Origin of the sequence: Streptococcus sp. SK140 (genome assembly GCF_000259525.1) — a bacterium.
In the GTDB taxonomy this organism is placed as follows: Bacteria; Bacillota; Bacilli; order Lactobacillales; family Streptococcaceae; genus Streptococcus.
In genome coordinates this window covers 35,298-47,109 of the sequence record NZ_AJML01000024.1, presented here as the reverse complement: position 1 = coordinate 47,109, position 11,812 = coordinate 35,298, and the positions used below count along the sequence as shown (strand labels likewise).

The window sequence follows — 11,812 nt, the reverse complement described above, 5'->3', positions numbered from 1 at the left end:
TCATATGGCTTTTGGAAGATTAATTCAGGGACTCGCTGGAAACTTCAGTGAGCAAAGTAAAGTAGCTCTTACCAAGGAGTTTGGACAATATTTATTAGAAAATGAAGAAATTCAAAGCGGATATAAACTCATTCGTGACTCAATTATCTTTACTAATATCCGTATCATCTTTACAGATAAACAAGGGGCAACCGGACGGAAGATGTCTATAAAATCAATTTTCCTCATGAACATTGTCAATGTTGAAATGGAAACTGCTGGACTTGGGATTGATGATAGTGAGATTACGATTACTTATTTAGAAAATGCCTTTTTAAAATCTCACAATGAGCATTTTAATTCTCACAAATTTGAATTTCCAAAGAAAACTGATATTGTACCTCTTTACACCTATCTATTTGACTTAGCTTATCATAATCGTTTGAATATTAATGGTTTGAATCACTGATATAAAAAAATCCTATCACTCCGATAGGATTTCTATATTTTACAAAAGTTAAAGTTAGCGTTATACTAGTAGCATCTTATATAAAGAGGTGCTAATATGGCAATTTATAACAATATCACAGAACTCATCGGTAGAACACCGATTGTTAAATTGAATAACATTGTACCAGAAGGTGCAGCAGATGTTTATGTAAAACTTGAAGCTTTTAACCCAGGATCGTCAGTTAAGGACCGTATCGCCCTAAGCATGATTGAAAAAGCAGAACAAGAGGGTAAACTCAAACCTGGTTCTACTATTGTAGAAGCAACTAGTGGGAACACTGGTATTGGTCTCTCATGGGTTGGTGCCGCTAAAGGTTACAAAGTTGTTATCGTTATGCCTGAAACAATGAGCGTGGAACGTCGTAAAATTATCCAAGCTTATGGAGCTGAACTAGTCCTCACTCCTGGTAGCGAAGGAATGAAAGGTGCAATTGCAAAAGCGCAGGAAATTGCTGCTGAGCGTGATGGTTTCCTACCATTACAGTTTAATAACCAAGCTAACCCAGAGGTTCACGAAAGAACAACAGGAGCTGAAATTCTAGCTGATTTCGGAGCTGATGGTTTAGACGCATTTGTTGCTGGTGTTGGTACTGGAGGAACTATTTCTGGTGTTTCTCATGCTCTTAAAACTGCTAACTCAAACATTCAAGTTTTTGCTGTTGAGGCAGACGAGTCAGCTATCTTGTCTGGTGAAAAGCCAGGTCCTCACAAAATTCAAGGTATCTCTGCTGGATTCATTCCAGATACACTTGATACAAAAGCTTACGATGGTGTCGTTCGTGTAACATCAGATAATGCTCTTGCACTTGGCCGTGAAATCGGTGGAAAAGAAGGATTCTTAGTCGGTATTTCTTCTGCAGCAGCTATCTATGCAGCAATTGAAGTCGCTAAAAAACTTGGAGCAGGTAAAAAAGTCCTTGCGCTTGCACCAGATAACGGAGAACGTTACCTATCTACAGCACTCTATGAATTCGAAGTATAGTCTCCTAAATACACTAAGCCCTTGTATAGGGCTTTTTGTTTATCTTTTAAAATAAAAAAGGATTCCTATGAATCCCCTCTAACAAAAGAAAAGGAAGCAAATTAGCTTCCTTACTTTTTTATTAGTTATTCAAGGCTGCTGCCATTGTAGCTGCAACTTCTGCTTCAAAGTCGTTTGCAGCTTTTTCGATACCTTCACCAACTTCAAAGCGAGCGAACTCAACTACTGAAGCGTTAACTGATTCAAGGTAAGCTTCAACTGTCTTGCTGTCATCCATGATGTAAACTTGTGCAAGAAGTGTGTATGCTTGGTCAACTTTAGTGTTGTCAAGCAAGAAACGATCCATTTTACCTGGGATGATTTTATCCCAGATTTTTTCTGGTTTGCCTTCTGCAGCCAACTCAGCTTTAATATCAGCTTCAGCTTGAGCAATCACTTCATCAGTCAATTGAGCTTTTGATCCATATTTCAAGTGTGGAAGAGCTGGTTTACCAACCATAGCACGGCTTTCATTATCTTGGTCGATAACGTGGTTCAATTGTGCCAACTCATCTTTAACAAATTGCTCATCCAATTCTTTGTATGAAAGAACTGTTGGTTTCATAGCAGCGATGTGCATTGAAATTTGTTTAGCAAGTGCTTCGTCTCCACCTTCGATTACAGAGATAACACCGATACGTCCACCGTTGTGTTGGTATGCTCCGAAGTGTTGTGCATCTGTTTTTTCAATCAAAGCAAAGCGACGGAATGAGATTTTTTCTCCGATAGTTGCTGTTGCAGACACATAAGCCGCTTCAAGAGTTTCACCTGAAGGCATTGTCAAAGCAAGAGCTTCTTCGTTGTTAGCTGGTTTTCCTTCTGCAATCGCTTTAGCTGTTGCGTTTACCAACTCAACAAATTGAGCGTTTTTCGCAACGAAGTCAGTTTCAGCATTTACTTCAACAACTGCTGCAACGTTACCGTCAACATAAACACCAGTCAAACCTTCTGCAGCAACACGGTCAGCTTTCTTAGCTGCTTTTGCCATACCTTTTTCGCGAAGCAATTCGATCGCTTTTTCGATATCGCCTTCAACTTCAACCAATGCTTTTTTAGCGTCCATAACACCAGCACCAGATTTTTCACGCAACTCTTTAACAAGTTTAGCTGTAATTTCTGCCATTTTGATTCTCCTATATTTTTTAAAAATAGGAGAGCCGGGCTAAGCCCCGCCCTCCTAGGTAATTACTATTTATATGAATTAAGCGTTGTCGCCTTCTACAACTTCAACGATTTCTTCGATTGAGTCTGCTTGAGCTTCTGAAGCTGCAAATTCTGCTTCAACTGCTGCAACAGCATCTTCACCTTGGCGACCTTCGATGATAGCATCTGCCAATTTAGCTGTAATCAACTTAACTGCGCGGATAGCGTCATCGTTAGCTGGGATGATTACATCGATATCGTCTGGATCTGTGTTTGTGTCAACCATCGCTACAACTGGGATTCCCAATTTTTTAGCTTCTTTAACAGCGATTTGCTCTTTATGTGGGTCAACTACGTACATTACATCTGGAATACGAGGCATATCTTCGATACCACCCAAGAATTTTTCAAGACGTGCACGTTGTTTGTTAAGAAGTGCAACTTCTTTCTTAGGAAGAACTTCAAAAGTTCCATCTTCTTCCATACGTTTGATTTCTTTCAAACGAGCGATACGTTTTTGGATTGTTCCCCAGTTTGTAAGAGTTCCACCCAACCAACGGTGGTTGATGAAGTATTGACCTGAACGTACTGCTTCTTCAGCAACTGCGTCAGCTGCTTGCTTCTTAGTACCAACAAACAATACAACTGCATCGTTAGCTGCAGCATCACGCATGAAGTCGTATGCTTGGTCAGCGTATTTTACAGTTTGTTGCAAGTCGATAACGTGGATTCCGTTACGCTCAGTGAAGATGTACTTAGCCATCTTAGGGTTCCAGCGACGAGTTTGGTGACCAAAGTGTACACCAGCCTCAAGAAGTTGTTTCATTGAAATTACTGCCATGAGTATTTCTCCTTTTTGTTTTTTTCCTCTTCTTGATTTCAGCTTGCAAAACGACCCGAAGGCAACAGCTTCACAATTCATCAAGAATGAGTATTATCGTTTACACGACAAGTTACATTGTATCATAGTTGAGCCTTTTTTTCAAGTAATTTTGCTAGTTTTTCCTTCATAACCTAACTCCCCAACTGAAATTTTAAAAAAATTTATTAACTTTAAATAAAAAAACATCCCAACATAAATTGTTACTGCTAAATGTGCAATAACCGCTTATGTTGAGATTCAGATAAATACAAAATATTTCGAGTTGATAACTTAAATATTTTGATATGAAAAAATCTACTTTATATTTTTTATAGCAAGTATCATATCTCCATACTCAATGTTAGCAAAAAAACAATTACTAAAGATTAAACTTGACAATAAGTTTTTGACTTTCTACTTGCTACTTCGAAGTTTCTTACGGATTTTATAGGCTATATTAAACAAGAAATACAATGAGCTAGTTGGGAAATTAAACTCACCAGCAAATTCCTCGATAGTGGGATTAAACTTAGATTTAAAATTAAATAACCCACCCTCTAAATTATTTTCAATTCCACCCATATTATGAGTCTCTGCTCCACGGTCAAATGAATGCTGAGCAGTCTCAAACCATGTAGGAATAGCAGGTTGATAATGTCTAAATTCCTCATTCATTCCAGCATATAAGTTTTCAGAAGTTTTCCCAAATTCAATGGTTAAAGTTCCAGACAATGGAACAACACTGTCTCCTCTATCAATATGGCTCTTAAGAAAAGAAATTTCTTCCTCTAATCGTTTTCTCTCTTGCTGATTCTCTTTTATTTTGCCTTCTTTCGTTTTATCAGTAAATTTCTGCGCTATTTTAAGATTCTTTTCGAGTTGCTGCTCAACTTCTTTCAGTCTATTAGGTAAATCTAAGTAGCTCAGTGTGATAAAAGAGTGATCAGGATAAGTAGTCAGTAACTTCTGATAATAATCTTTGCCTCGTAAACTGATATTCTTACGAGACTCTGTTTTCTTCATTAAAAATGAAAATTCATCTAATAAGTCGAGTCCACCGAATTTCACTTCCAATCCTTTATTTCTTGCAGTTCGGATTGCCTGTCTAGTAGACTTGGATAGTTGATCTAGCGAGAAGTTTTCTTTATGAATATTAGCTTGAAAACGAGGTTGTATGTTTTCTGCCATATCCTTTGTCAAACCTGTCCAATGAACTTTGTTTTTTTGCAATTCCTCAACAATTTCAAAAGTTTTAGAATTTTGAATAGTTTCTTGGTCGATAAGACTTCGACTGATAAACAAACTTGGATCAAATTTAACCATTATTGCATGGCTTTTTTTAGCAAGTTTTTTCAATGTTAAAAGCACAAATTTCAGAAGTTCTTTATCTTCATAATTAATAACTGGGCCTCTTGGAATATAGAACATGGAAAATCCTAATGGAAGAGGCTGAATTAAGATGTTCGCTACTCCAACTAGTTGATTCTCTTTATAAAATCCAACTCTCTCATTCCCCCAAGTATCCTTTATCTTGGCCCAATCACTACTCTGCAATAAATTCCCTTGAGGATGATTTTCTAAAAATAAATCCCACTCTTGAACATCAACATTCATTTTATAAGTAAACATAATTCCAGTACCAACTCTCTTAAAATCTTATTATTATTTCGTTAGATAAACATATTTATTCTAGCTACATATCTGATAATTTTCATCCCATCTTTCATTCCATAATGACAAAAACATTCTGATGAAAATTTTTTATTAATACTATACAAAGGGTGAGATTCATAAAACCTCACCCTAAATTTAATAATAATTAATATGTTAGTTTGGATAAATGTATCTTACTGTACCACGTGATGCTGTAGGATTAAACCATCCACGATAATTTCCGATTGGTTGAGTTCCGCTACCATCATAGTTACATTCTGAAACTTGAATACGCGTTGTTGATTCAACAGCTGTAACAACCGCTACGTGTCCATATCCACCATCATCCCAACAAGCAATCGCACCAACTTGTGGTGTAGAACCTGTACGGAAACCTGCTGCTGCTGCACTAGTAGCCCACTGACCACCATTACCCCAATAATCACCAGCCCATGGAGCCAAAGTCTTAGCACCCCATGTACATTGACCTGTAGGGTAACTTGAAGCATTTGAACTATAAGTTGGTCGTTGACTTACAGTAGTTGCTGCAGGTGTGTAGCTTGATTCATCATCTGATGATGAAGATGATGAAGAACTTGAAGTTGCTTGTACTTGTGCTGCAAAAGTTGTGTTAGCTGAAGCTGCAAGTGATTGTTGTTGACTTGCTTGTTTAGCTTTATAAGCTGCCTCTGCCTCTGCTGCTGCTTTAGCTTCTGCCTCTGCTGCTGCTTTTTTCTCTAGCAAGCTAGCTTTTTCGTTTTCTGCTGTAGCTTTTTCAGCTGCAAGATTTAACTCAGCTACTTTCAATTCTGCTTGTTTTGTTGTCAAAGCTTGAGCATCGTCAGCAAGTGTTTGTTGGTTAGCAATGACTGTATTGATTGCTTCGTTGTTTGCAACTTGTTTTTCAGAGATAGCTTTCTTATCTTCTTTTTGTTGCTGCAACATTTTATTGTTTGCTGATACGATTTCACTCATAGCTGCTACACGAGAAATAGCTTCTGTAATTGAGTCAGAGTTAATAATCGTATTGATGTAACTTGTAGCAGTTCCGTTTGTTTGTGCACTACGAGCTTGGTTTTCAAGCGATTCGTTACGTGCTACGATGTTTTTTGAAAGCTCTGCGATTTCACCTTCAAGTTTTTTAGATTCTTCTTGAAGTTTTTCGTTTTCAGATTGTAATTTTTCTTGCTCTGATTGAATAGCTGAAACTTTAGTTTGAATTTTGTCTACTTGTTTTTGAGCTTCTTTCTGTTGAGCTGTCAAGTTACTAATTTTACTATCTTGAGCAGCAATCTTTTCATCTGTTGTATTTGCTTTAACACTTGAAAGAACAGCTCCTTGTGAGACCAATACTGTACTTAACAAAAGTGATGCTAGGATTTTTTTCTTCATAAGTGTAAATACTCCTTCTTTTAAGACAATACTAGTATATCAAAAAAAGGCCTAATAAATATTACGCCTTTATTACAGTTTTGTTTCTTTCTTATAGATATATTTTTTCAAAAATAAACTGGAAAACTAACATCCAGAGACAGTTTAATATCATTGACGGAACTAGACCATAAACGATAAAGACTGTTATATTTTCAGCAGTTAAGCCAATCATTTGCGCTAGAAGAAAACTACCAAATTCAAAAGAGAAAGTCATCATTAAAATAGCTAATAGTCGAGTCCATCTATTTGACAAAATAACTGAGTTGCTTTTATACACTATTGCTCCAATAATCACAAATAGAAGACTAGCGATTCCAATCAAATGGAAGAAATAAATATCGTATATAAGCCCTAGAACTAGACAATAAGCTAAAAACAGATACTCAGATACTTCTATTGTTTCAAACAACAAGAAGATGAATATAAAGTGGCTCACAATTTGAAAATGTGGAAAAAAACTATTTACAAATTGCCCTAAATGACTGTCTATTAAGACAACTATAGGCAAGAGTAAAAACATCCCTATCTGCTTCAACAGTCTCATAATGGATTCCCCACTAACTCTACGACTTTTAGGTTCATTGGATCGGCATGGAGTTTAACCATAACTTCTCTTGTGAGATAGTCACTACTATGGGTAACTGATACAACCTCCCCTACTGGAATATCTGTTGTTTTAAAGTTGCCCAGACCTCCTGTAACTACCTTGTCTCCTTGGCTGATATCACTACTACTATTTAACTGGCTTATTTTAAGCAAGTCTTTTTCTTTGTCGTACCCAATGATAATGCCATATATACTAGTAGAACCGTGTTGGATTTTAACGGATATTTTCTCCGTATTTTCCGCATTGGTCAATAAGTTGACCACAGTAGAGTTATCTTCAACCTTTCCCACGCTTCCAATCAGTCCTCCACCAGCAATCACAAGCATATTACTGGTCACACCTTGTTGAGAACCTGCATCAATTGTCAACTCTTGTTTCCAAGTTGCAGGAGTTCTCATGATGACGTCAGAAGCAATTAACTTGGTTGCATTCAATTTTGACTTCATATCCAATAACTGACGTAGTTGCTCATTTTCTTCCTTGAGACTGTCTGCTTCATTCGTTTCCTTCTTCATCTGATAGAGTTCTTTTTTGAGAGTTTCATTCTCGTTATAGGTTCTGGTCAAACGACCTAAATCAGATTTTACGGAAGAAAGCCATTGAAAAGGCTTTTGCACTATTCTATCGACTAATGAAATTCCATCTCCAGCTTTTGTTACAACTGCACTTGATTGTGTTGTCACTAAAAAAACGGATACTACTAATACAACGACAAATAGAACAATGATATATTTTGATTTTTTAAAACGGTTCATACCTCTACCTTATATTACATTCTAAGATTTTAGCAAAAATAGAATTGCACCCAATACACAAACAAATAATAGCGCTATACTATCTCTGTTCATCCAATTTAACTGTCGATACTGACTGCGTCCATTTCCACCTTGATAGCCTCTAGCTTCCATGGCTGTAGCAAGAGAATCCGCTCGTTTCAAACTCGTAGCGAATAAAGGAATCAAAATAGGAATCATAGCCTTAACTTTTTGGATTACATTTCCTTCTCCAAAATCAACACCACGCGCCTTTTGAGCATTCATAATGCGAATCGTATCATCCATCAAGGTTGGTACAAATCGCAAACTCATAGACAACATGAGCCCAATCTCATGAACTGGAACCTTAAATCTTTTTAAAGGTCCAAGCAAGGATTCAACTGCTGTTGCCAAACTTAGTGGCATAGTCGTCAAGGTTAGCAAAGTTGAGAAAAAAATAATCAACACAAAGCGACAAAAAATGATTCCAGCCTGCTCAATACCATAGCTTGTGATTTTTATAAATCCCATCTCGAACAAGACGTGACCACCAGAGATAAAGAACAGTTGAAAAAGGGTTGTAAAAGCAATCAGAAAAAACATAGATCGCAAACCTTTTATAAAAAAAGATAAGGGAACTTCTGATAAAACAACAAATATGCCTGTTGCAATGAAGAGTATGAGATTTGTAATTGGATTATTGGCCCAAAAAGCGATAATGATCAATAAAATCATTGCTACTAACTTACTACGAGGATCTAGACGATGAATAATCGAATTTCCTGGTATGTATCGACCTAAAATCATATTATCCATTGATAAACTCCTTAAACTCCTCTATCGTTATCGGCAATTGTTCGAAAGAAATTCCTCTGTCAACTAGCCTTTGAGCAAATCGTGTGATTTTAGGAACACCCAATTGGATTTTTTCCATAAATTCGACATTTTGAAAGACCAGACTTGGCTTCCCACCCTTAACTAGTTTCCCTTTTTCCATCACATAAACTTGGTCAGCAAATTCGGCCACATCATCCATAAGGTGGGTTACTAGAACAATTGTTATGCCATCTTGATGAAGCTTTTTAAACAAGGCCATCAACTCTTTCCGACCAATTGGGTCCAAACCAGCTGTTGGCTCGTCTAAGACCAAAATACTAGGCTCCATCGCCAAAATTCCAGCAATAGCAACCCGTCTCATTTGTCCACCTGAGAGTTCAAATGGACTTCGTTCAAAGAGTGATTCATCGATTCCTACTAAAGCTAGTTTTTCACGCGCGATAGCTTCTGCCTCTTCTACAGAAACTCCAAAATTTTGAGGTCCAAAAGCCACATCTTTTAGGACAGTTTCCTCAAAAATTTGATTCTCTGCAAACTGAAATACCAACCCAACTTGTTTACGAATTTGACGAATTTGCTTATTGACGGATGTTGATGTAATCAATGTATCAAAAACACGAACACTTCCCTCTGTAGGAACCAACAAACCATTCAAAAGTTGAAGGATTGTAGACTTTCCGCTTCCTGTATGCCCAATAATCGCAGTATAAGAGCCATCCTCTATTGACAAACTGACATCTGACAACGCGGATGAAGCAAAGGGTGTTCCTTCCTGATACGTATAACTAACATTGTCTAGAATAATTCCCATAAAGCCTCCTCAAGCTCCTCCTCGGTCAGGTAGTGCTCTGGTAATTTTAAGCCATTATCACGCAGTGATTGTTTTAATTGGTTGACAAAGGGTTGATCTAAGCCAATTTGATCTAAATCCAATCTAGAAAATAATTCTCTAGGAGTACTTGTTGACTCGACTTCTCCTTTTTTCATTACCAAAACACGGTCACTCATAGCAACCTCATCTAAATCATGCGTAATGGAGATGACTGTCATCTGATGGTCTTTGCGAATCTTCTGGACTATCTTAATCAACTCTAATCGTCCCTCAGGGTCCAACATACTTGTAGCCTCATCCAAGATTAAAATATCTGGTCGCAGAGCAACAACCCCTGCAATAGCTACTCTCTGTTTCTGACCTCCTGACAAGCGAGCTGGTTCCTTTTTAGCAAATTCAGCCATCCCAACCAATGATAAAGCCTCAGAAACACGTTTCTTCATCTCTTCAAGTGGGATTCCTTGATTTTCCAGTCCAAAAGCAACGTCGTCTTCAACAGTTGCTCCTACGAATTGGTTATCAGGATTTTGAAAGACCATACCAATCTTACGTCTTTTTTCCCAGACATTTTCTGGAGTTAGGCAATCACCGTCTATCCAAATTTCTCCAGATTCCGCTTCTAGCAAACCGTCAATCAAGCGAACAGTTGTTGATTTTCCACTACCATTATGACCAACGATAGACAACCATTCTCCACGTTTCACGTGAAACGAAATGTTATGAACATCATAGTGTTCTTGATCTGCCTGGTATCGAAATGACAGATTCTTAATTTCAATAATCGATTCCATATCTAGCGAAAGGTTCCTTTAAACAAATATGCACTTCCCTTGAAATAATCATAACCAGAATAAACTGTGAAGAACAAGGCAATATAAAGAGTTATCTGACCAAGCACATTCCAGTGAAGCAACAAGAAGATAATCGCAAACATCTGACTAAATGTCTTTATTTTCCCAGGCATTGCAGCAGCTAGAACAGTCCCGCCTGTTTCGACTAAGAGCAGGCGCAACCCGGTAACTGCAAGTTCTCGACAAATAATAACTGCTACCACCCAAGCTGGTGCCATATTTAGCCCAACTAGCATAATAAAGGCTGACATAACTAACAACTTATCTGCCATTGGATCTGCAAATTTCCCAAAATTGCTAACTACCTGCCATTTTCTAGCCAAATATCCATCCAAATAGTCCGTGATGCTAGCAATAGCAAAAATAATTGCTGCTGTTATATGTAATACCGGAGACGGTCCAAATGATAGAAGAAGAACAAAAATGGGAATAAATAAAATTCTACCAATCGTTAGTATGTTAGGAATATTCTCTTTTTTCATATTATCCTTCCTTAATTTGAACTCATTGTCAGTTTAATCCAGCCAGTTTCCCCAGCCAATTTTGAAGTATCGATTTCCTGATTATCGATTTTCACTGTTACTCCTTTAACAACTCCCAATGTAATTGTTACAGGATTGTCTTTCGAAATCGTTGTTTTAGCTGTTTTATTATTAGGTTCGAGAGTCACTCCTCCTGCCAAGTCAGTATTCGAAACACTGATCCAGCTCGTTACATCGGTAACAGAGAATTGAAGCTCAACTGAATCTTTAGAAGTTTTGTATTCTGCTGCTATCGTATCTCCCTGACCAGAAATGATCACAGAAGAGGCATCACTCGAACTTGATGAACTAGTAAATTGGCTACTACTTGATGGCTCACTACTGGAAGTACTTGTTGAACTCACCACACTATAACTTGCTGTAGCTGGCGTAGTTGGTTGGGTTTGAATGTAATTCCACACATAGTAGGTTACAAAAATTAAAATTGATAAAGACAAGAGAACAAAGTAAAACAGCGGGAGAAATGAATTCTTCTTGCGATTAGAACGTCTACGTCCTGAAAGCTCAATCTCATCAACATCTACTTCTTCATAGGTAATCATACTACCTGAATCATAGGCATCTAGAACAATATGTTCATCTAATTCAACTGCCCAAGCATATTTTCTCAAAAAAGATCGAGCATAAAAAGTACTCGGTAGTTTGTCAAAATCATCTGTTTCCAGTGCCTCCAACAAATCCAGTTGAATATCCGTCTTTCTGTGTAATTCCTCCAAGCTCAGTCCTTGGTTAATTCTAGCAAGGCGTAAGACCTCGCCAATTGTTTTTTTTCTCATACTTAACATT

At 37.5% G+C, this 11,812-nt stretch carries 13 protein-coding genes; 2 read left to right on the top strand and 11 right to left on the bottom strand.

Annotated elements, in window-relative coordinates; genetic code table 11:
- Positions 1 to 4: 4 nt before the first annotated feature.
- Both HMPREF1116_RS06750 and cysK read left to right on the top strand, forming a co-directional pair.
- Positions 5 to 448 (top strand): PH domain-containing protein, encoded by a 444-nt coding sequence (locus HMPREF1116_RS06750; RefSeq protein ID WP_000863943.1) that lies wholly within the window; start codon positions 5 to 7, stop codon positions 446 to 448.
- A gap of 96 nt (positions 449 to 544) precedes the next feature.
- Positions 545 to 1,471 carry a cysteine synthase A gene (gene cysK / locus HMPREF1116_RS06745; protein ID WP_001029455.1) on the top strand — a complete coding sequence of 309 codons (927 nt, stop codon included), beginning with the start codon at positions 545 to 547 and terminating at the stop codon, positions 1,469 to 1,471.
- A 121-nt stretch (positions 1,472 to 1,592) separates the two neighbouring features.
- Here cysK and tsf read toward each other — a convergent pair whose 3' ends face one another.
- From tsf to rodZ, 11 genes are all read right to left on the bottom strand, one after another.
- Positions 1,593 to 2,633, bottom strand: coding sequence for a translation elongation factor Ts (gene tsf, locus HMPREF1116_RS06740; RefSeq protein WP_000808094.1), 1,041 nt, complete (start codon positions 2,631 to 2,633; stop codon positions 1,593 to 1,595).
- 78 nt (positions 2,634 to 2,711) lie between these two features.
- Positions 2,712 to 3,494: a 30S ribosomal protein S2 gene (gene rpsB, locus HMPREF1116_RS06735; RefSeq protein WP_000268462.1), complete on the bottom strand. Its 783-nt coding sequence runs from the start codon at positions 3,492 to 3,494 to the stop codon at positions 2,712 to 2,714.
- A 435-nt stretch (positions 3,495 to 3,929) separates the two neighbouring features.
- Positions 3,930 to 5,144 (bottom strand): aminoacyltransferase, encoded by a 1,215-nt coding sequence (locus HMPREF1116_RS06730; protein ID WP_000495712.1) that lies wholly within the window; start codon positions 5,142 to 5,144, stop codon positions 3,930 to 3,932.
- A 198-nt stretch (positions 5,145 to 5,342) separates the two neighbouring features.
- Positions 5,343 to 6,560, bottom strand: coding sequence for a peptidoglycan hydrolase PcsB (pcsB, locus tag HMPREF1116_RS06725; protein ID WP_000726993.1), 1,218 nt, complete (start codon positions 6,558 to 6,560; stop codon positions 5,343 to 5,345).
- A gap of 91 nt (positions 6,561 to 6,651) precedes the next feature.
- On the bottom strand, positions 6,652 to 7,146 hold the full coding sequence (mreD, locus tag HMPREF1116_RS0102210; RefSeq protein ID WP_001237921.1) for a rod shape-determining protein MreD: 495 nt from the start codon (positions 7,144 to 7,146) through the stop codon (positions 6,652 to 6,654).
- The gene (mreC, locus tag HMPREF1116_RS06720; protein WP_001078962.1) at positions 7,143 to 7,964 is read right to left on the bottom strand and encodes a rod shape-determining protein MreC; all 822 of its coding nucleotides are present in this window, start codon (positions 7,962 to 7,964) and stop codon (positions 7,143 to 7,145) included. The genes mreD and mreC overlap by 4 nt, the downstream gene beginning before the upstream one ends.
- 21 nt (positions 7,965 to 7,985) lie before the next feature.
- Positions 7,986 to 8,780 carry an energy-coupling factor transporter transmembrane component T family protein gene (locus HMPREF1116_RS06715; RefSeq protein ID WP_000369587.1) on the bottom strand — a complete coding sequence of 265 codons (795 nt, stop codon included), beginning with the start codon at positions 8,778 to 8,780 and terminating at the stop codon, positions 7,986 to 7,988.
- Positions 8,773 to 9,612 carry an energy-coupling factor transporter ATPase gene (locus HMPREF1116_RS06710; protein ID WP_000511391.1) on the bottom strand — a complete coding sequence of 280 codons (840 nt, stop codon included), beginning with the start codon at positions 9,610 to 9,612 and terminating at the stop codon, positions 8,773 to 8,775. The genes HMPREF1116_RS06715 and HMPREF1116_RS06710 overlap by 8 nt, the downstream gene beginning before the upstream one ends.
- Positions 9,597 to 10,424 (bottom strand): energy-coupling factor ABC transporter ATP-binding protein, encoded by an 828-nt coding sequence (locus tag HMPREF1116_RS06705; RefSeq protein WP_000443803.1) that lies wholly within the window; start codon positions 10,422 to 10,424, stop codon positions 9,597 to 9,599. Before HMPREF1116_RS06705 ends, HMPREF1116_RS06710 begins: the two co-directional genes overlap by 16 nt.
- A 2-nt stretch (positions 10,425 to 10,426) precedes the next feature.
- Positions 10,427 to 10,966, bottom strand: a complete 540-nt coding sequence (gene pgsA / locus HMPREF1116_RS06700) for a CDP-diacylglycerol--glycerol-3-phosphate 3-phosphatidyltransferase (protein WP_000711962.1) — start codon at positions 10,964 to 10,966, stop codon at positions 10,427 to 10,429.
- 11 nt (positions 10,967 to 10,977) lie between these two features.
- On the bottom strand, positions 10,978 to 11,802 hold the full coding sequence (gene rodZ, locus HMPREF1116_RS06695; protein ID WP_001227967.1) for a cytoskeleton protein RodZ: 825 nt from the start codon (positions 11,800 to 11,802) through the stop codon (positions 10,978 to 10,980).
- Positions 11,803 to 11,812 lie beyond the last annotated feature (10 nt).

What these genes read in the sequence shown, in the direction of transcription:
- HMPREF1116_RS06750 (WP_000863943.1), top strand. Translation starts at nt 5, where the DNA reads ATGGCTTTTGGAAGATTAATTCAGGGACTCGCTGGAAACTTCAGTGAG.
- cysK (WP_001029455.1), top strand. Translation starts at nt 545, where the DNA reads ATGGCAATTTATAACAATATCACAGAACTCATCGGTAGAACACCGATT.
- tsf (WP_000808094.1), bottom strand. Translation starts at nt 2,633, where the DNA reads ATGGCAGAAATTACAGCTAAACTTGTTAAAGAGTTGCGTGAAAAATCT.
- rpsB (WP_000268462.1), bottom strand. Translation starts at nt 3,494, where the DNA reads ATGGCAGTAATTTCAATGAAACAACTTCTTGAGGCTGGTGTACACTTT.
- HMPREF1116_RS06730 (WP_000495712.1), bottom strand. Translation starts at nt 5,144, where the DNA reads ATGTTTACTTATAAAATGAATGTTGATGTTCAAGAGTGGGATTTATTT.
- pcsB (WP_000726993.1), bottom strand. Translation starts at nt 6,560, where the DNA reads ATGAAGAAAAAAATCCTAGCATCACTTTTGTTAAGTACAGTATTGGTC.
- mreD (WP_001237921.1), bottom strand. Translation starts at nt 7,146, where the DNA reads ATGAGACTGTTGAAGCAGATAGGGATGTTTTTACTCTTGCCTATAGTT.
- mreC (WP_001078962.1), bottom strand. Translation starts at nt 7,964, where the DNA reads ATGAACCGTTTTAAAAAATCAAAATATATCATTGTTCTATTTGTCGTT.
- HMPREF1116_RS06715 (WP_000369587.1), bottom strand. Translation starts at nt 8,780, where the DNA reads ATGGATAATATGATTTTAGGTCGATACATACCAGGAAATTCGATTATT.
- HMPREF1116_RS06710 (WP_000511391.1), bottom strand. Translation starts at nt 9,612, where the DNA reads ATGGGAATTATTCTAGACAATGTTAGTTATACGTATCAGGAAGGAACA.
- HMPREF1116_RS06705 (WP_000443803.1), bottom strand. Translation starts at nt 10,424, where the DNA reads ATGGAATCGATTATTGAAATTAAGAATCTGTCATTTCGATACCAGGCA.
- pgsA (WP_000711962.1), bottom strand. Translation starts at nt 10,966, where the DNA reads ATGAAAAAAGAGAATATTCCTAACATACTAACGATTGGTAGAATTTTA.
- rodZ (WP_001227967.1), bottom strand. Translation starts at nt 11,802, where the DNA reads ATGAGAAAAAAAACAATTGGCGAGGTCTTACGCCTTGCTAGAATTAAC.